At 70.4% G+C, this 17,585-nt stretch carries 15 protein-coding genes and 2 pseudogenes; 7 read left to right on the forward strand and 10 right to left on the reverse strand.

Annotated features, from left to right (window positions below; translation table 11 throughout):
* Window positions 1–14 precede the first annotated feature (14 nt).
* Window positions 15–632 (forward strand): DUF5134 domain-containing protein, encoded by a 618-nt coding sequence (locus QF037_RS48565; protein ID WP_307036716.1) that lies wholly within the window; start codon window positions 15–17, stop codon window positions 630–632.
* A 7-nt stretch (window positions 633–639) separates the two neighbouring features.
* On the opposite strand, the gene QF037_RS48570 is transcribed toward QF037_RS48565, so the two are convergent.
* A complete protein-coding gene (locus tag QF037_RS48570) occupies window positions 640–1,383 on the reverse strand; it encodes a transposase family protein (RefSeq protein WP_373463928.1) in 744 nt (247 codons plus the stop codon).
* A gap of 162 nt (window positions 1,384–1,545) precedes the next feature.
* On the opposite strand from QF037_RS48570, the gene QF037_RS48575 reads away from it, so the two are divergent.
* On the forward strand, window positions 1,546–2,478 hold the full coding sequence (locus QF037_RS48575) for a methylenetetrahydrofolate reductase (protein ID WP_307036719.1): 933 nt from the start codon (window positions 1,546–1,548) through the stop codon (window positions 2,476–2,478).
* Between the two features lie 254 nt (window positions 2,479–2,732).
* Here QF037_RS48575 and QF037_RS48580 read toward each other — a convergent pair whose 3' ends face one another.
* Complete coding sequence (locus QF037_RS48580) at window positions 2,733–4,127, reverse strand: aldehyde dehydrogenase family protein (protein WP_307036721.1); 1,395 nt, start codon at window positions 4,125–4,127, stop codon at window positions 2,733–2,735.
* On the reverse strand, window positions 4,127–5,227 hold the full coding sequence (locus tag QF037_RS48585) for a phenazine antibiotic biosynthesis protein (protein ID WP_307036723.1): 1,101 nt from the start codon (window positions 5,225–5,227) through the stop codon (window positions 4,127–4,129). The genes QF037_RS48580 and QF037_RS48585 overlap by 1 nt, the downstream gene beginning before the upstream one ends.
* 224 nt (window positions 5,228–5,451) lie before the next feature.
* On the opposite strand from QF037_RS48585, the gene QF037_RS48590 reads away from it, so the two are divergent.
* The 3 genes from QF037_RS48590 to QF037_RS48600 all read left to right on the forward strand — a co-directional run bounded on the left by QF037_RS48590 (window position 5,452) and on the right by QF037_RS48600 (window position 8,041).
* Window positions 5,452–6,075: a GNAT family N-acetyltransferase gene (locus QF037_RS48590; RefSeq protein WP_307036725.1), complete on the forward strand. Its 624-nt coding sequence runs from the start codon at window positions 5,452–5,454 to the stop codon at window positions 6,073–6,075.
* Between the two features lie 117 nt (window positions 6,076–6,192).
* Window positions 6,193–7,197, forward strand: coding sequence for a ketol-acid reductoisomerase (ilvC, locus tag QF037_RS48595; RefSeq protein WP_307036727.1), 1,005 nt, complete (start codon window positions 6,193–6,195; stop codon window positions 7,195–7,197).
* 409 nt (window positions 7,198–7,606) lie between these two features.
* On the forward strand, window positions 7,607–8,041 hold the full coding sequence (locus tag QF037_RS48600; protein ID WP_307037795.1) for a VOC family protein: 435 nt from the start codon (window positions 7,607–7,609) through the stop codon (window positions 8,039–8,041).
* A gap of 16 nt (window positions 8,042–8,057) precedes the next feature.
* On the opposite strand, the gene QF037_RS48605 is transcribed toward QF037_RS48600, so the two are convergent.
* Window positions 8,058–8,291: a hypothetical protein gene (locus tag QF037_RS48605; RefSeq protein ID WP_307036729.1), complete on the reverse strand. Its 234-nt coding sequence runs from the start codon at window positions 8,289–8,291 to the stop codon at window positions 8,058–8,060.
* A gap of 135 nt (window positions 8,292–8,426) precedes the next feature.
* Window positions 8,427–8,684, reverse strand: coding sequence for a hypothetical protein (locus tag QF037_RS48610; protein ID WP_307036731.1), 258 nt, complete (start codon window positions 8,682–8,684; stop codon window positions 8,427–8,429).
* 424 nt (window positions 8,685–9,108) lie between these two features.
* Between QF037_RS48610 and QF037_RS48615 the strand changes: the two genes are divergently transcribed.
* Window positions 9,109–10,236 carry a PP2C family protein-serine/threonine phosphatase gene (locus QF037_RS48615; RefSeq protein ID WP_307036734.1) on the forward strand — a complete coding sequence of 376 codons (1,128 nt, stop codon included), beginning with the start codon at window positions 9,109–9,111 and terminating at the stop codon, window positions 10,234–10,236.
* A 116-nt stretch (window positions 10,237–10,352) separates the two neighbouring features.
* Here QF037_RS48615 and QF037_RS48620 read toward each other — a convergent pair whose 3' ends face one another.
* The 5 genes and pseudogenes from QF037_RS48620 to QF037_RS51320 form a co-directional block, all read right to left on the reverse strand.
* Window positions 10,353–11,885, reverse strand: a complete 1,533-nt coding sequence (locus tag QF037_RS48620; RefSeq protein WP_307036737.1) for an MFS transporter — start codon at window positions 11,883–11,885, stop codon at window positions 10,353–10,355.
* 333 nt (window positions 11,886–12,218) lie between these two features.
* Entirely contained in the window at window positions 12,219–12,689 is a 471-nt protein-coding gene (locus QF037_RS48625; RefSeq protein WP_307036739.1) for a carboxymuconolactone decarboxylase family protein, read from the reverse strand.
* Between the two features lie 75 nt (window positions 12,690–12,764).
* The gene (locus tag QF037_RS48630; protein ID WP_307037797.1) at window positions 12,765–13,508 is read right to left on the reverse strand and encodes an SDR family oxidoreductase; all 744 of its coding nucleotides are present in this window, start codon (window positions 13,506–13,508) and stop codon (window positions 12,765–12,767) included.
* 315 nt (window positions 13,509–13,823) lie between these two features.
* A pseudogene (locus QF037_RS48635) lies at window positions 13,824–14,108 on the reverse strand (succinate dehydrogenase); the annotation flags it as partial.
* Window positions 14,065–14,244: pseudogene (locus QF037_RS51320) on the reverse strand (succinate dehydrogenase); the annotation flags it as partial. The pseudogenes QF037_RS48635 and QF037_RS51320, both read right to left, overlap by 44 nt.
* Before the next feature lie 217 nt (window positions 14,245–14,461).
* On the opposite strand from QF037_RS51320, the gene QF037_RS48640 reads away from it, so the two are divergent.
* Complete coding sequence (locus QF037_RS48640) at window positions 14,462–17,242, forward strand: helix-turn-helix transcriptional regulator (RefSeq protein WP_307036740.1); 2,781 nt, start codon at window positions 14,462–14,464, stop codon at window positions 17,240–17,242.
* The last annotated feature ends 343 nt before the right edge of the window (window positions 17,243–17,585 follow it).

Raw genomic sequence — 17,585 nt, forward strand, 5'->3', positions numbered from 1 at the left:
GGCACGGACCCGGCATGGGCACGCCCGTCTTCCTGGTGCACTGCCTGCTGACGCTGCTGTTTGTGGCGGTGCTCCTGCATGGAATGGCCCCGGGCGTCGGGTCCCCCAGGACCGGGTTCGGCGCCCGGGTGGACCAACTGTTAGCCGCCGCCATGGCCGTGTCCATGGCGGCGATGCCCTGGATCGACCTCCGCGCGGGGCCCGCTGCCGTCGCCGGCGGTGTCTTCACCGCCGGCGCGGTGTGGTTTGTCCTACCTGTCGGCCGCCGGGAGGCCAGCAGGAGGGCGGCAATGACCCACCGGCTGCACGCGGCCGGTATGGCCGCGATGGCCTGGATGCTGCGCGTGCCGCACACCGGGACCGGACCGGCGCACGCACACCTCGATTCGGCTGCGCACTCCACCGGGCCCGGTGCTCTGGACGCTGGTGACCCCCTCGGCGGCTCCGTGATCACGCTGTCGCTGGCGTCCTGTCTGCTGGCGTATGCGCTGTGGTCGCTGACCCGCCCCATGCCCTCACTGCGCTCGGCCGTGAGCGCGGCCCGCCGTGCCGCGGCGGCGACGCCGTCACAGCACGTGAGCGAAGGGGCAATGGCGCTCGGGACGGCCGTGATGCTGGTCTTGCCCCACTGAGGGTTTCTCATCCTGAGCGCCAGGCGATCTCGATGGCGTGAACGGCGGCGACCGTGCGGCCGATTCGGTTGGTGCTGCAGCGTGCTTTGCGGAGGATTCGCCATTGCTTGAGGCGGGCGAAGGCGCGTTCTCCCGGGGCCCGCAGCCGAGTGTGGTGGCGGTTGAACTGGGCGTACTTCTCGGGCAGGTCGCGGCCGTAGTACGGGGTGCGGATAGTGGCACCAGCTCCGCGGTAGGCGCGGTCGGCGAAGACGAGGAGCTGACGGGACAGGCATGCCTGGATCACACCGTGCGCGCGGGCCGCGGTCAGGTCGTGCGTGCGGCCGGGCAGTGCCCGCGAGAACCACAGCGGCCTGCCGTCCGGGGCAGCCACGACCTGCACGTTCATCCCGTGACGGCGGTGCTTCATCGAGTAGTACGGCTCATCCGCCGCGATGCGGTCCGTGGCGATCAGGGTGCCGTCGAGGATGACGAACCCCTCTGGTGGCAGCTCGCACAGAGCCTCGTGCAGGCTCGGAGCGCGCTCGGCGAGGATCTCGACAGTCTCAGTCACGTACCGACCGGCGGTGGCGGTGGAGACGCCGAACCCCGCGGCGACCTGGGCCAGGGTCTCGTTCTTGCGCAGGTGCACCAGGACGAGCAGGGCCTGCCTGAAGCAGCCCAGCTTGCGCCAGTGGGAGCTCACCTCACACCTTCGGGCGTAGATGAGCCAGGAAACGTGCTCAACGACCTCGTGAGGGACGTCGAGCATGGCACGATACGGGACCAACAGGGCTCCTATGTCGAGACGTTGGCGAGTGAGATCACCAGCGCAACGACCAGGAGCCCTGCCGCGTTACGGACCCCGACCGCCAGTCGCCACCACCCGCGAACCACAAGATCAGAAGCGTTCGTGGGATGAAATAATGCACGAATGGCTTCCCCCGAGACCGTGACAGCCGCCGAGCTCATGGACCGCACCCGTGACGGCGTCCTGCTCTTCGGCCTGACCCCGCCACGGCAGACCACCACCCCCGAGCAGGCCGACGCCGTCGCCGCCGCGGCCCTGACCCGGCTCCGGTCGGTGCCGGTCGACGGGCTCATCCTCTACGACGTGGACGCCGAGGCCGACCGGACCGAGGCCCCGCGACCGTTCCCGTTCATGCCGATGATGGACCCGGCCCACTTCCTCGACGGCCACCTCGCCGACTGGGCCGGCCCGGTGATCGTCTACCGCGCCGTGGGCAAGTACACCGGCGACCAGCTGGACCGCTGGTGGTCGCAAGCCGACCGCGACCGGGTGCTGACCGTCTTGGTCGGCGCGGCCTCCCGGCACCAGGTGGTCCGGACGAGCCTTCCCGAGGCCTACCGCCGGCATGCCGGGTTCTCCCTCCCGCCGCGGATGGGCGGCGTGGTCATCGCCGAACGGCACGCCGCCTCGGGGACGGAGCACGCACGCATGCTGCGTAAGCAGGACGCCGGCTGCGAGTTCTTCGTCTCCCAGGTCTGCTACGACCTGGACCACACCCGCAACATGCTCTCCGACTACACCCACGGCTGCCGCGACCAGGGCCTGGACCCGAAGCCGGTAGTGCTGACCCTGGCCCCGTGCGGGTCGGTGAAGACCCTGGAGTTCATGACCTGGCTCGGCATCGAGGTCCCGCGATGGCTCCAGGCCGAGATCACCCGCGGCGACCCCCTCGCCGCGTCGTACGAGCAGTGCCTCCTCAACGCCCGGGCCCTGATCGCGTACTGCCGCCGCCTCGGCCTGCCTTTCGGGATCAACGTCGAGAGCCTCACCAACCGCAAACTGGAGATCGACACCTCCATCGACCTCGTCCGGGAGATCCGCGACCTGCTGGGCTGAATCATCGTCAGGTCGGCAAGCGGTCGCCGCCGTTCACGCCATCGAGATCGCCTGGCGCTCAGGATGAGAAACGCTCACTGAGTGCGGGGAAGAAAAACGGGCCCGCGCCCGGCACGGCGAAGACGCGGAGGCGCGCGGTCATGCGCTGAGTGTGACCGCGGACCACCGCGCCGGACGGCCGGAGCGACGGCCGTCGCCCTCCCGAGGGGCGGGCGCCGCTCACGGCAGGCCCGCGCCGAGGAGGCGAGCGCCGTTCAGACCGGGCCCTCGTACACCGCCTTGCTCCGCATCAGGAAATCGGAGAGATAGCTGTCGTGGGGGACGCCCGGCGACATCCAGTGGGTCGGCTGGTCGCCGAAGTACACGTTGGCGATGCTGGGTTCCGCGACCAGGGCCTCCCACAGGTCCCGGTCCCGGGTCAGTGCCGACAGCACCAGCGTGTTGCGCAGCGGCGCCATGCCGTCCGCGCGGGTCCAGGGGGCGATCCACACGCAGGGGAAGGGCAGTTCGGTGCGCAGTTGAGGGGCGCTGGCGCTCGCGGTCTGGTGCACGGCGGGGCGCAGCACGGCGCTGCCGTCTCGGAGGTCGTCGGCGATCCCGCCGCTGCCGAGCCAGGCGTGCGTCCCGGCCGCCACGGTTTTCAGATACGCGCTGAGGGCCCGCGCCCGCTCCTTCGGACACACCGGCAGACGGGCCCGCTCGTCTTGCGGGGGAAGGCTGGGCAGGACGGCCAGACGTGCCGCGAGGGCTTCGGCGAGCGGGGCCGGGTCGCCCTCGACGAGGATGGCGGTGGCGTTGACGCACGCGGTGCCGCTCTCGCCGGCGACGGACGCGACGAGGGCGTCCAGATGGTCACGCCAGTCGGTGTCCGCGGTGATGAGGATCTTCGACCGTCCCGGCCCCTGCGGCAGGATCCTCGCGTCGTGCGCGTACTTGGTCACCACGTCGTCGCCGCCGTAGACCACGGCCCGGTCCGCGCCGTGGACGAGCGTGTCGGCGGTCGCGTGGTCGGTGGGCAGCAGCATGAGCTGGTCGTCCCGGATTCCCGCCTGACGCAGTGCCGCGACGAGCCGGTAGGGGGTAAAGGGCTCGCGCCGGGACGGGCGCACGGCGACGCGGTAACCCAGCGCCAGTGCCTCCAGCCAGACACGGTGTACGCCGGGATGGTTGCCGGACGCGTTGACGGCGAACACGTCGCCCTGACGCGCCCACACCGTGTGCGTCTCATGCAGGACGTGGTCGCTGAGGTCGCGGGCGGCGCCGCGCGGCCTTCCACGGTCGGCGGACGAGGCGGCGTGCCGAACGAAGTGCGCCGTGCCCCGGGTCGCGGCGCGCACCACGGCGAGCGGTGTGCCCGAGGTCCGGCTGACGTGACGTTCGTATTCCCGGACGCTCAAGCCCCCCACGGTGCCCGCGGCGAAGGCCTCCCCGGCGGTGGCGAACACCGTCTCCAGGTCGGCCGCGGCGATCGGCGGCGCTTGGCGCAGGGCGTCGATCGCCCGAGCCACGTACAGCGGCGGAACCAGACTCAGCCGCGCGATCGGTGCGCCGGCCACGTCGGTCACCGTGCTCGGCACACGTGTGCGGTACGTGCCCCGCGGGCCCAGGGCGTCGAGGTGCAGCGGCTCGGTGGTCGGTACGGGGGCCATCAGTAGACACCCTCGATGACCGTCTCACCCTCGACGGCGGGAACCGGCGCGACGTCGGCGACGGCGTCCCCGGCGTGGCCGTCAGCCGGGCGGATGCGCAACGCGGTGTCCCGCTCCCTGTTGTTGGGGATCAGCATGGACTTGCTGACGTGGCTCACCACCACCTGGCCCCGCTCGCCCTCCGCCACCTGTTGCCCGGTGTCGGGATCCACGATGCGCATGAAGACATATGGCGAGGCGGGGTCGAACACACACGGCTCCGACGCCGAGAGACCGACCCGCTCCAAAAGCGCGGTGAGCATCATGGTGTTGCCGTACATGCCGATCAGCGGCACGTCGGGAAACACCTCGGTCCGCAACAGGTCCCGGGTGTCGGGATCCATGTGGGTGCCGCCCCAGATGATCGCCTGGGCTCTGCCGTTGATGACCTCCACGAGGTCGCTGTCCCGGGCGAGGCGCTCCAGCATCGGGGTGGTGGCCGCTATGACACCGATATCCTGGCCGAGCAGGATGCGCCGACACTGGTCCACGAGATGGTCGGTGTAGGCGTCGACCTCGTCGCGACGGCCCGCGGCGATGAGCTTCTTGACCCAGCGGGGATCCATGTCGACCCCCAGCCCGGGGCTGCCGAGACTTGCCGCGGCCCGTTGCAGCACATCGCCCACGAGGTGCGGGCCGGTCGGCGCCACGGTCAGCCACAGCGCGCCGACCGGCAGTGCGTGGTCCCGGAGCCGGCGGGTCACCTGCTCGCTGCCGTGCCGCGCCCAGTCGTCCATCTGCACGACCCGCTTGGGTGCCCCGGTCGTGCCGCCGCTCTCGAACACGTGCAGTGGTCGGGCCTGCGGACCGTAGCCGCGGGGGACGAGATCGGACACCTGCACATCGCGCAGCTCGTCCGTCAGATCGGGAAAGAGCGCCAGGTCCGCCACGCCCTTGACGTCGTGGCGGGGGTCGAAAGCGAGCCGGTCGACCCGTTCCAGCCAGTACCGGGACCCCGTCTCGGGAGCGAAGTGCCACTGCATGGCCGCCCTGACGTGGTCGTCGGGGTCCACCCCGTCGAAGGGTCCGGCGTCCAGAACTGTGAATGAGCCGATCGGCATGGAACCGCCTTTCTCGAAGTCGCTGAGGGCGGACGCGCGAGAGCCGCGCGTTTCGGGCGGTCCCGCGGGCCCGACCCGCTCTCGCAGAGAAGACCGAGGGGTGCAGGCGTATGTGACAGCCCCTCGGGAAATGGCACCGGCGCACGTCACAACGGCCTGCGTCTCGCGGTCTGTTGAGTGGGCCAAAGCCGGCTGGCGGTGTGCCGAGGGCGAGGGAGAGGGACATGCGACAGGGACTGCGGATCGTGCGCGTCGACCAGGACGACGAACCCCGTGTGGCCGCTCTGCACCGCCGGTGCTCCGCCGCCGCCCGGTGGCATCGCTACCACCGGGCCATGGGCGACCCCGATACCTACCTGGGGCCGCTGCTGTCCCGATCCCACTCGGTGCACCTGGCGGTGCAGGACTCGCGGGAGCGGCTCGTCGCGATAGGGCATCTGCTGTCGGACGGCGGTGACGCCGAGGCAGCGCTGCTGGTGGAGGACACCTGGCAGAACAGGGGGCTGGGCACCCGGCTCCTGGAAGAACTCGGCCGGTTCGCCATGGTGTTGGGCGTACCTGAGGTCTACGGAGTCATCCACCCCGACGACGCCCGCATGGCGGCCGTGCTGCACCGCACCGGCGTTCCGCTGCGCACGGTCCTGGAGACGGGCGGTGTGACGACGGTCCGGGCCCGGACGCAGGACATTGGTCGCGCCCTCGCCTGCTCGCCAATGCGACGTGGGTGGTGGCAACGCGGCGCTGGAAAGCACCGTGCGTTGGGGTCGTCGGCACGCCCGTGGGCCCCTGAAGCTGGAGTTCAGCGGGTTTTCCGGCGCTCCTTCGAGGATGCGTCGCCTACTTGCTGAACTCGCACAGTGCAATACGTGTGACAACATTGAATGAGATAGTGTTTCGGTTGTCGCTCGACCTCGGGTGTTTCTCCCCGCGGTTCGATGCGGGCGGCTACGAGCGAGGGGATTGCCATGGCCGAGCTGTTTTATGACACCGATGCCGACCTGTCCATCATCCAGGGCCGCAAGGTCGCGGTCATCGGTTACGGGAGCCAGGGTCACGCCCACGCGCTGTCGCTGCGTGACTCGGGTGTGGACGTGCGCGTGGGGCTCCACGAGGGTTCCAAGTCCTGGGCGAAGGCCGAGGAGAAGTGCCTGCGTGTGGTGACGGTGACGGAAGCCGCTGCCGAGGCCGACGTGATCATGATTCTCGTCCCGGACCCGCTGCAGGGTGAGATCTACAAGCAGCACATCGCCCCGAACCTGAAGGACGGCGACGCACTGTTCTTCGGGCATGGGTTCAACATCCGCTTCGGCTTCATTGATCCGCCGGCGAACGTGGACGTATGCATGGTCGCCCCCAAGGGTCCGGGCCACCTGGTGCGTCGCCAGTACGAGGAGGGCCGCGGCGTTCCGTGTCTGGTGGCGGTCGAGCAGGACGCAACAGGAAGCGCCTTCGCGCTGGCCCTGTCGTACGCCAAGGGCATCGGTGGCACCCGTGCGGGTGTCATCAGGACGACCTTCACCGAGGAGACCGAGACCGACCTGTTCGGTGAGCAGGCCGTGCTCGCTGGTGGCGTGTCAGCCCTGGTCAAGGCAGGCTTCGAGACGCTGACCGAGGCGGGCTACCAGCCGGAGATCGCCTACTTCGAGTGCCTGCACGAGCTGAAGCTGATCGTCGACCTCATGTACGAGGGCGGCCTGGAGAAGATGCGCTGGTCGATCTCCGAGACCGCCGAGTGGGGCGACTACGTCACCGGCCCGAGAATCATTACCGACGCCACCAAGGCCGAGATGAAGAAGGTTCTCGCCGAGATCCAGGACGGCTCATTCGCCGAGAACTGGATGGCCGAGTACCACGGCGGTCTGAAGAAGTACGCCGAGTACAAGCGGCAGGACTCCGAACTGCTGCTAGAGACCACCGGCAAGCAGCTGCGCAAGCTGATGAGTTGGGTCAACGACGGGGACCACTCATGATCGTGCGGGCCGGCACGGGCGGGAACCGGGTGACAATCTCATGACGGTGCTGCATGTCACCCTGCTCGGCGGGCTCCGCGAGATAGCCGCCGTACCACTGCCCGCGGCGGAGGCCGCGCACAGCACACGGTCGCTGCGCCGCTTTGCCCTGGAACTCCACGTGCCGCACGAACGGCAGCCGGCACTGGATGCCGAACTGCAGGCCGCCGCCGCGCCGGATGGGACGTACCTGCAAGGCACCGACGCGATGTGGCGCGTGGTGCAGGGCTGGACCGTCGTGGCCCACGGTCTGCGGGCCGGGATCCACCGGTATCGGGTGGAGATCGAGGAGGTGGACGACACCGGCGCTATGGGCGAGGGCGCGTCAGCCGAGGCGGGCAAGCCGCCCGCCGGCGAGAGCGCCGACGTCATGCAGCTCAAGCTGGCCGTCCTGGTACTGCCCGTCTCGGACGTCGACCGGGCGAAGTCGTTTTACGAGGCCGTCGGGTTCCGACTGGATGCCGACCATGCCATCGACGCCTCCTATCGCGTGGTGCACATGACGCCCCCGGGATCGGCGTGCTCGATCCTGTTCGGGACCGGAGTCACCGCGGCCGCCCCAGGCTCGGTGCGGGGCCTGCACCTCGTCGTCTCCGACATCGAGCAGGCCTGCCGGGAACTCGACGCGAGGGGCGTGGTGACCGGCGGAATCTTCCATGACACGAGCGGTGTGTTCCACCGCAGCACCGATGAGAAGCGGGTCGAGGGACCCGACCCGCAGCGTCGTGACTATCACTCCTATGCCGAGTTCAGCGACCCGGACGGCAACGAATGGGTGCTTCAGGAGGTGCCGGCGCGGGCCTGAGAGGCTCGTGCAGTGTTCAACCGCGAGGCAGGGCGTCCTCCGGAGATCCGGAGCGACGCTCACCTGCGCCGTGTGGAGTCGCGGTGCCGCGCAGGGTCTGGAGGGACTCGGCAATGGACGCGATACGTGTGTTCACGACGTGAACGGCCTCACGGAGCTGGCGCAGCCGCCCCTCGAGAGCCGTCGCCTCGGCCGTGAGCGACGCCGCGACCGTGGCGGGGTCCGCCTGGTAATCAACGCCTTGGGACATCTTCCCGGTCCTCCTCGGATCGTGTGGGACACCAATCCCCGTACTGACCGGACAGGGGGCGCGCTTGTGACAGCCGGAGGCGTCCACAGCGGGGCGGGTGTCCCGGCGCGGGGCCGCTGCTGACACGTCCTGGGTTCAGCAGGCCTCCAGGGCGAAGTCGCCCAGGATGTGCTGTCGCATTCGCCGCACCTCGGTGCGATCGAGTTCCACGGGCAGCTGGCCCCGGGCGTCCCGCTCGGAGGCACTGTTGGCCCGGCGCACCGCTGCGCACACGGCTTCGGCGCTGTCCGACGCCTCGCCGACGACGTAGTACAGCCAGACGATCCGGGAGTCGGCCGACCGGCACGGCAGCCCGACCAACCAGGTGCGGGAGTCTCTGCGGGTGCTGAACATGACGTCTCCTCTCCGTTCTCTGGCGGCGGCGATGGCGGCACAAGTGGGTGGGGCTCCGCGAGGAGTTCCGCCCTTTCTTCATTGACTGGACAGCGCCCCGGTTCGTGACAGCGAATCGGCCTGTTGCCGCTGTCCCCCTCAACTGCCGCGGCGCGGCTCGTGGATGGAGATCTTGGTGTCACAGATACGTGTGTGCGCCTGTCTCTTGAGCGAACAGATCGGGCCAGGCAGGAGAAAAAGGGTGTGCGTTCCGCGAGCCGCCGACACTCGTGCCTGGAGCCGCCATCGCCTCTCGCCGCACGAAAGACCAGACATGAGCATCCCCATTCCGAGGCCGGACGTTGCGGCCGTCGATCGCTGTGGAGGACATCGGGCTCGCGAGGCCCGTCCCCGTGGGGACTTCTCCTTCTGCCGCGACCTCCGCGTGGTTCTGTGGTCCCAGGACGAACAGGACGCGGTCCACGTCCGGCGGCTGCTTCCGAACCGGCTGGCCGATGCGCTGGTTTGGCACACGAGCGTCGAGGAAGGATGCCGCCCGTCCGGCACCCACGGCCCGCTGTGCGTGCTGGTGGGCAGCACACCGGCCGGCCGGACCCTGGCCGACGTCGTCACCCGGGTACGCCGCCACGCCCCCGACGCGGCCGTGCTCGTTCTCGAGGGCACGCATGCGTCCCACGCCTTCCGCTCCGTCGCCGGCTCGGTGCAGGGCAGGGCCGATCATCGCCGCAGCGCTCCCGACGAGTTCTGCCGGAAGATCTGGGTCGCTCTGCAACGTGCCGTCGCGGGTCGCACCGTGGCGGGCGAGGAGGTCGCCCGGGACAACGCCGTGCTGGAACGGGGCCTGTTGCCCGACCTGACGCTGCGGGCAGAGGGCTTCACGACCGCCTTCCACTACGCGCCGGGTCGCGCGCACACGTTGCTGGGCGGTGACTTCTGCGATGTGGTCCGCGGCGACGACGGCAGCGCCCACGTGGTCATGGGAGACGTATCCGGGCACGGTGCCGCCGCAGCCGCCCTCGGTGTCCACCTGCGCCTGGCCTGGCCCACGGCCGTGCTGTGCGGGCAGAGCCAGCTGGAGCAACTCCATCTGCTCGAACGCATCCTGACCGAGGAGCGAGCGGAGGAAGAGACCTACGCGACCGTGGTGTCCCTGGTCCTGTCGCCCCACCGCCGCACCCTGCGGACGGTCACCGCCGGCCATCCGGGCTTTTTGCACCGGCACAAGGGAGAGGTCCGTTGGGTGGAGCCGCCGCCGGGTCTCCCGCTGGGCCTCTTCCCCGGGCAAGGGGACTGGCGTGAGAGCGAGATGGCGATGCCGGACGGGGACGGCATCGTGCTGTTCACCGACGGACTCTACGAAGGTCGTACGGGCGGCGGGCGGTTGGGGGAGGAGGGCTTGCTGAGGCTGGCCGGTCGGCTCGCGCATCTGGAGGCGCAGACGTTCGTCGACGCCCTGGTACGCAGCGTGTCGCTGCTGGCCGCTCCGTTCGGCGGGCTACGGGACGACGTGGCGGTGCTTCATCTGTGCTGCGACGAAGGGGGCGGGGCTTGATGTTGTGCCGACCCGCAGGGCCGGCCCAAGCCTACGGACGAAGCCGGTTCCCGCCGGGGGACGTGGCGGGAACCGGCTGGTACATGCGCCCCGGCCGGGGCATCTCGGCGCTCGGCCTAGTCGAGAGCCCGGTGATGGGCGAAGCGCGACACCAGCGGCGGCTCCATCAGCCAGCCGTGCGCCCGGCCGTGCCGTGCGTTGGAGGTGTCGGCGGTCTCGCGCAGCAGAGCAAACGCCATCGCCGCGCCTATGGCCAGCAGGCCCGCGCACAGGGGCATGGCCCGGTTGAAGGCCGTGTCGAAGGACTCGGGGGAGCGGTAGGCGTCCGGGCTCATGCCCACCAGTAGCGGCAGTGCGGCCACGGAGACCAGCCCGGCTGCGCGTGCGGCCGCGTTGTTGATCCCGCTGGCCAGGCCCGCGTCGGCGGCCTCGACCGAGGCCAGTAGCGTCACGCTCAGCGGAGCGACCATGATGACCATGCCCGTGCCCATCACCAACAGGGCGGGCAGAACGTCGGCGAAGTAGGAGGAGTGTGCGCCCACCCGCGCCGTCATCAGCATGCCCGCCCCGCACACCACGGGGCCGGCGGTGAGCGGGATGCGCGGTCCCAGGCGCTGGGCGAGCGTCCCGGAACGGGCGGAGAACAGCAGCATCAGCACCGTGCTCGGCAACATGGCGGCGCCCGCCGCCAGTGCCGAGTAGCCGGCGACGAGCTGCAGTTGCAGGGCGGTCAGGAAGAAGAACCCGCCCAGCCCGGCGTAGACGCACAGGGTGATCAGGTTGATGGCCGTGAACGTCCGCGACGAGAAGATCGACAGGGGCATCATCGGGTCGCTGCTGCGCCGCTCCACCAGCAGGAACGCGGTCCCGGCAGCGATGCTGCCCGCGGCCGCGGCAAGGGCGACGGGGCCGCCAGAACGGGCTTCGGTCAGCGCGTAGGTGGCCAGAGCGAGCGTCAGCGCGCCCAGTGCCGCACCGGCGAGGTCGAAGCCCCGCCGGGAGGGGGTGTGGGCACCGGCCGCGACGGTGGGCTGCTGGGGCCTGCCGACGGACTCCGGGACGTGGCGCAGTGCCAGGGGCACGCACAGCAGCGCCGGAGGGATTGTCAGCAGGAAGGTCCAGCGCCAGCCGGGGCCGTCGACGAGCCATCCGCCGAGGAACGGCCCGAGTGCCGCCCCGATGCCGCCGAAACCGGACCACAGGCCTATGGCGCGCGGTCGGTCGTCCGGGTGGAAGGAGGCTTCGATGATCGCCAGTGAGCCGGGGGTGAGCAGCGCGCCGCCGACGCCTTGGAGAGCGCGGGCGGCTATGAGCGTGGTCGTGTCGGGAGCCAGCCCGCACAGCAGGGACGCTGCGGCGAACCAGATGATGCCCAGGACGAAGATGCGGCGTCGGCCGAAGCGGTCGCCCAGGGAGCCGCCCAGCAGGATGAGTCCCGCCAGGGTCAGCATGTAGGCGTTTACGGTCCACTGGAGTGCGGTGAGGTCGGCGTCGAAGTCGTCGCCGATGTGTGGCAGCGCGACGTTGGTGACGGTCGAGCCGAGCAGCACCACGCTGGAGCCGAGCACGGTGGCCAGAAGGGTCCATCGGCCACGGGCGCTGGCGATGCGCAGGAAGGCCGGGTTGCCCGGGGCGGGGGAGGGGTGCATGTCGTCTCCTTGGGACTGTGGGCCAGGAGGCGGCCGGTGCGTTCGTGCCGGGCAGCGGGTGCGGCGGGTCGGGTTTCTCGTGGACGCACGGGTGCGGTGCGTGGGTGGTGCGTCGCGTATGGCCCGGGGGGCGGTGGTTCAGGGGTGGCGCGTCCCGTGGGCCCGGGGTGCGGTGGTTCGCGGCTGGGCCTTCGCGTGGGACCCCGGGGGTGGTGTGGTTTGCGGTGTGGCGTCGTGTGGACGCGGGGGTGTCCGAGGGTCCGTCTCCCGCTCGGTGGGCCGGGGCGAGCGGGAGACGGACGGTGGGCGTCCGGCGGGGCCGGAGCGGGCGGGTCAGCCGAACATGCCCGGCTTGTAGTTGCCGGCGGGCTGCTGGTTGATGACGTTGATGCGGTTGTAGGCGTTGATGATCGCGATCAACGAGATCAGCGCGGCGAGCTGGTCCTCGTCGTAGTGCTTGGCGGCGTTGGCCCAGGCCTCGTCCGACACCCCGCCCGCGGCGTCGGCGATGCGGCTGCCCTGCTCGGTGATCTCCAGCGCCGCGCGCTCGGCGTCGGTGAAGATGGTGGCCTCGCGCCAGGCGGCGACCAGGTGCAGCCGCTGCTGGTCCTCACCTGCGGCGACGGCGTCCTTGGTGTGCATGTCGGTGCAGAACCCGCAGCCGTTGATCTGGCTGGCCCGGATCTTCACCAGTTCCTGGGTGGCGACGGGCAGGGCCGAGTGCACAGCGGCCGCGGCCGAGTTGAGGTGCTTCATGACCTTGGCCGCGAGAGCGTTGCCGAAGTAGTTGATGCGCGCGTCCATGTAGGGATCCTGTGAGTCGAGTGATGGGAGGTGAACTGACGTGTTGTTGCTGCGATTTCGGGGCCGTGGGCGCCGTTACTGCTTGCTGCTCCAGTCGGCGAAGTGCGTCTCGCCGAGCTGTGCGTCGGGGCCGGGCAGCAGGTCGGACTCCTTGAGAGCGGCGCCCCAGTAGAGGCCCTTCGGGTCCGTCACGACGGTGCGGGGGTCGTTGTGGGCCGCGAGGCCCTGGCGGATGAAGTCCTCCAGGGTGAAGGTGTCGGGGCCGGCGACCTCGACGATTCCGTTGACCGGAGTGCCGACCGCCGTGCGGCCGACGGCCGCGGCTACGTCGCCCGAGAAGATGGGCTGGATCTTGATGGGGGCGACGGACACCGTGTCACCGGTGGTCGCCGAGTCCGCGAGGGTCTTGGCGAACTCGAAGAACTGCGTGGCGTGGACGATCGAGAACGGCACTCCGGAGTCCCGGATCATGTCCTCCTGGACCTGCTTGGCCTGGAAGTAGCCGGCCTGCTGGAGGCGGTCGGTGCCCACGACGGACAGAGCCACGTGGTGCGTGACGCCGGCGGCGGCCTCCGCGGCGAGCAGGTTGGTGGTGGAGGCGCGGAAGAACTCCATCACCGCGTCGTCTTCAAAGGAGGGGGAGTTGGAGACGTCGACGACGACGGAGGCGTCCTTCAGGACGTCGGCCAGGCCTTCGCCGGTGACCGTGTTCACTCCGGTGTTCGGGGAGGCTGGCACCGCCTCGTGACCGTGTTCGTTGAGCTTGGAGACGACCTTGGAACCGATGAGTCCGGTTCCGCCGATCACTACGACCTTCATGGACTTTCCCTTCACTGATCTCGCACGGTGCCCGGTGGGTCTGCGAAGACCTCGTCCAGGGCACCGGCCGCGATGGCTCGTACCCTCCTGACCGGTCGGCCCCGGAATCTGTGACAAGGCGGCGCACAAAGATTTCGCGCCGCTGTCGATCAGCCCTCGGACGGCGGGTCCGGCATCGTCGGACGCGTCGCGCCACGGCTCGGTGATTCCGGTCGGGGCGGGCCACAACGGTGTGCGGCGCACACCGTTCGTCGCGGACCACACCATGGCGTCCGTCAGGGCGGGCGCGACGCCGGGGCGGCCGGACCGGTGGTGGCAGCCCCGGGGCCCGAGCCGCTCCCCAGCGCATCGGAGGGTCGCCCGGGCGGCGAGCACGGCGGATCTGAGGTCGTAGGCGTGCGCCAGGTCCGAGAAGCCGCCGACGTCGATGTGCACGCCGATGTCCGCCGTCCGGGTCTCGACCTCGTCGAGTGCGGTCAATCCCGCGACGAGACCGGCCTCGTCCCGGACCACGCCGCGACGTGTCAGCCGAGTGCCGCTCCCTGGTGTCGCCAAGGCGGGCAGGGGCGGGCGCCCACTCGGCGTCGTCCCACGCCGCACTGGCTGGGGCGTCTTCGCGGGCCCGTTGGGTGACCACGACGACCGCGACACCGGCCTCGATGGCCGCTCGGAGGCCTGACGCACCGCTTCCCACCACGGGGACAGACGTGGTGAGCTGGTGTCCGAGCGAAGACATGGGTCTTCCTACGACAGCGAACGGACGGGATCATTGGTTGGGATCGACCGGACAGACCCCCGATTTGTGACAACCTCAGCGTGTTTGCGGGCGTGGAAGTAGTCACACGGTCTGTCCGCACCGCGGGGGAGGGGCCGTGGGTATCGTGACAAGGATTCTTCTGAACACCGCTGTGGGAGCACTGTTCTCCCCGGATCCCGCCGAGGAGCCGAGTCGCATGATCGCCAGCCCGCTTCCCGCTCTGGTCGGCCGGCAGCGTGAGTGCACGGCGCTCGACAACCTGTTGGCCGGCCTTCGGGCCGGTGGCTCCCGCGTCATGGTCGTCCGGGGTGAGGCGGGCATCGGCAAGTCGGTGCTGCTGGAGTACATGGCTGCGCAGGCGTCCCGGGTGCAGGTGACCTGGGCGCGCGGTGTCGAGGCCGACATGGAGCTCCCTTACGCGAGCCTGCACCAGGTGTGCGCGCCGTTCCTGGACGGTGTCGAAGAACTGCCGCAACCCCAACGTGACGCCCTGCGCGTGGCATTCGGGACGGCGGTCGGAGATCCGCCCGACCGTTTCCTGGTCGGCCTCGCCGTTCTGACCCTGCTCACCCGCGCCTCGGAGACCCGGCTGGTGCTGGTGCTGGTGGACGACGCTCAGTGGCTGGATCAAGTGTCGTTGCAGACACTTGAGTTCGTGGCCCGGCGACTACTCGCGGAGCCGGTCGCCATGGTGTTCGCGGTCCGCGACCCCGAGGGGCAGTCCGCGCTTGCGGGCCTGCCGGCGCTGCAACTCAGGGGACTTGACGCCGCTTCGGCCGGTGAGCTCCTGGAGGGAGCTTTGGGGGGACGGTTGGAGGAGCGGGTCCGGGACCGGTTCGTGGCCGAAACACACGGCAACCCGCTGGCGCTGCTGGAATTCTCCCGCGGCCGCAGCGCCGCCGAACTGGCCTACGGTGTCGACGCGTCGAGTGCCCCGGTCGTCCAAGGGCCGGTGGCCGGCCGAGTCGAGCGTGATTTCGCCGGGCGGCTCGGTGCGCTGCCGACCGCGACCCGCACCCTGCTGCTGATCGCTGCGGCGGAACCGGTGGGCGACGTGCGCCTATTGATCCACGCGGCCGCTTCCCTCGGTATCACTCCGGACTCCGCACCGGCCAAGGCAGCCGGCCTGATCGAGTTCGGCGAGCCCGTACGGTTCCGGCACCCGCTGGTCCGCTCGGCGGTCTACCACGGAGCCGAGCCGGAGGATCGACGTGCGGTGCACCGGGCCCTGGCCGAGGCCACGGACCCCGTCCTGGACCCTGACCGGCGCGCCTGGCATGCCGCGCAGGCGGCCGACGGGCCGGACGAGGAGGTCGCCGCAGGACTGGAACAGGCCGCCGACCGCGCCCGGCAGCGCGGGGGCATCGCGGCCGAGGCGGTTCTGCTGGAACGCGCGGTGGAGGTGACGCCTGATCCCTGGCCGCGAGGGCGCCGGGCCCTTGCGGCGGCCGAGGCGCACCTCTCGGCCGCCGCGCCGGAACGGGCCACGGAATTGGCCGCGGTGGCCGACCTGTATCCCCTCAGCGTCCTGGACCAGGCCCGCCTGGCACGTCTGCGGGCCAGAATCCTGTTCGCCCGCAGTCGCAGTGACGAGGCGGCACCACTGCTCCTGAACGCGGCGGCACAGTTCACCGCGGCCGGATCTCCGCTGGCGCGGGAGACGTACCTGGAGGCGATCAGTGCGACCATCTTCGCCGGCCGGGTCCATGGTCCGACAGGCGCCCGCGCCGCGGCGATCGCGGCCCGCGCGTCCGGGGCGCCCTCCTCGGGCTCCAAGGCAGCGGACGCTCTCTTGGACGGTGTGGCGGCCCTGCTCGCGGACGGCTCGGAGACGGCCGTCCCGGCTCTGCGCGAGGCACTCGACCTGCTCGAGCACGAAGAGCTCCGCACCCGGGAGGCGGCCGTACGGTGGCTGCTGCTGGCCCCGGTCGCGCTTGAGTCGTTCATCCACTGGGCCTGGGACCTGCATGCCTGGGACACACTCTCGACTCGCGCAGTGCGTCTGGCCCGCGACATCGGAGCACTTGGCAGTCTGCCGCCGGCTCTGATCTACGCGGGCGGGGTGCACATCCACTACGGCGACTTCGCCGAGGCCGACCGGATGATCGACGAGGCCGACGCGATCGCCACCGCGACCGGCCACGCCCCGCACAAATACGCCACGCTCGTGCTGGCCGCGTGGCGGGGTGAGGCGGATGTCGCCGCCGGCATCATCGATGAAGCCAGAGAGCGCGCCGTGCAGCGGGGCGAAGTATCCCTGCTCGGTGCCATGGGCTACATCCAGGGCGTGCTCTTCAACGGACTGGCCCGCTACGAAGAGGCGATCGAGGCCGCCCGCACCGGTATCGAGCACGACGGGTTCAACTTCACTGGTCTGTCGCTGGTCGAACATGTGGAGGCCGCGACGCGTTGCGGTGAACTCGACCAGGCCCGCGCCTCGTTGGCCCGCCTTACCGAACTCACCCGCGCCGCCGACTCCGGGTGGGCGCGAGGTGCGAGCGCACGCAGTGAGGCGTTGCTGGCCGACGGTGAGGCGGCCGACCGCCTGTACCGCACAGCGATCGAGGAATTCGGCCGCGGCGGCGTTGTCGTGGAGGTGGCACGCACCCACCTGCTGTACGGCGAGTGGCTGCGGCGCGCACAGCGCCGCGCGCAGGCCCGCGAGCATCTCCGCACGGCCCACGACATGTTCGTCGCGATGCCGGCTCACGCGTTCGCCGAACGGGCCCGCCGTGAGCTGATCGCCACCGGCGAGCAGGTGACCGCGCGAGAGGCCACACCGGCGAACGCTCTCACCCCGCAGGAGTCGCAGGTCGCAGCCCTCGCCGCCGACGGCATGACGAACGCGCGGATCGGCGCGGAGCTGTTCATCAGCCCCCATACCGTGGAATGGCACCTGCGGAAGGTCTACGTGAAGCTCGGCATCAGCTCCCGCCGAGCCCTGCCGGACGTCCTCGACAGCGCACGGGCACGGTGAGTTGGAACCGACAGCCATCACGAATCCGGGGGCCGCGCACCTATGGGTGACGGCATACAGTGCCTAGATCCGGTGCACCCGGTCCGGCCGCACCAGGTCGGTCAGTGCCTCGCGCAGGCGGAACGAGGTCGTCGGCCTCGCCCCACCTCGTCATGGGCGACGGGGAAGGGCAGCGCGGGCGGCCGCTGGTCCCAGCTGCCGATCCTGTCCCGATCATGACGGCGCGCCAGGAACCCGTGCCCCGGTCCACGCGTGTACACGAGACGGGGGTGGGTGATCCTCGCTGTCCCGGCCGGAGGTCTCTTGTGGACTGGAATTGCTGGTGCGATGAGGTGTCGTCGGA

Origin of the sequence: Streptomyces canus, assembly GCF_030815415.1 — a bacterium.
In the GTDB taxonomy this organism is placed as follows: Bacteria; Actinomycetota; Actinomycetes; order Streptomycetales; family Streptomycetaceae; genus Streptomyces; species Streptomyces canus_F.

What these genes read in the sequence shown, in the direction of transcription:
- QF037_RS48620 (WP_307036737.1), bottom strand. Translation starts at nt 11,885, where the DNA reads ATGCACCCCTCCCCCGCCCCGGGCAACCCGGCCTTCCTGCGCATCGCC.
- QF037_RS48610 (WP_307036731.1), bottom strand. Translation starts at nt 8,684, where the DNA reads ATGTTCAGCACCCGCAGAGACTCCCGCACCTGGTTGGTCGGGCTGCCG.
- QF037_RS48570 (WP_373463928.1), bottom strand. Translation starts at nt 1,383, where the DNA reads ATGCTCGACGTCCCTCACGAGGTCGTTGAGCACGTTTCCTGGCTCATC.
- QF037_RS48590 (WP_307036725.1), top strand. Translation starts at nt 5,452, where the DNA reads ATGCGACAGGGACTGCGGATCGTGCGCGTCGACCAGGACGACGAACCC.
- QF037_RS48600 (WP_307037795.1), top strand. Translation starts at nt 7,607, where the DNA reads ATGCAGCTCAAGCTGGCCGTCCTGGTACTGCCCGTCTCGGACGTCGAC.
- QF037_RS48575 (WP_307036719.1), top strand. Translation starts at nt 1,546, where the DNA reads ATGGCTTCCCCCGAGACCGTGACAGCCGCCGAGCTCATGGACCGCACC.
- QF037_RS48580 (WP_307036721.1), bottom strand. Translation starts at nt 4,127, where the DNA reads ATGGCCCCCGTACCGACCACCGAGCCGCTGCACCTCGACGCCCTGGGC.
- ilvC (WP_307036727.1), top strand. Translation starts at nt 6,193, where the DNA reads ATGGCCGAGCTGTTTTATGACACCGATGCCGACCTGTCCATCATCCAG.
- QF037_RS48565 (WP_307036716.1), top strand. Translation starts at nt 15, where the DNA reads ATGGGCACGCCCGTCTTCCTGGTGCACTGCCTGCTGACGCTGCTGTTT.
- QF037_RS48625 (WP_307036739.1), bottom strand. Translation starts at nt 12,689, where the DNA reads ATGGACGCGCGCATCAACTACTTCGGCAACGCTCTCGCGGCCAAGGTC.
- QF037_RS48630 (WP_307037797.1), bottom strand. Translation starts at nt 13,508, where the DNA reads ATGAAGGTCGTAGTGATCGGCGGAACCGGACTCATCGGTTCCAAGGTC.
- QF037_RS48605 (WP_307036729.1), bottom strand. Translation starts at nt 8,291, where the DNA reads ATGTCCCAAGGCGTTGATTACCAGGCGGACCCCGCCACGGTCGCGGCG.
- QF037_RS48585 (WP_307036723.1), bottom strand. Translation starts at nt 5,227, where the DNA reads ATGCCGATCGGCTCATTCACAGTTCTGGACGCCGGACCCTTCGACGGG.
- QF037_RS48640 (WP_307036740.1), top strand. Translation starts at nt 14,462, where the DNA reads ATGATCGCCAGCCCGCTTCCCGCTCTGGTCGGCCGGCAGCGTGAGTGC.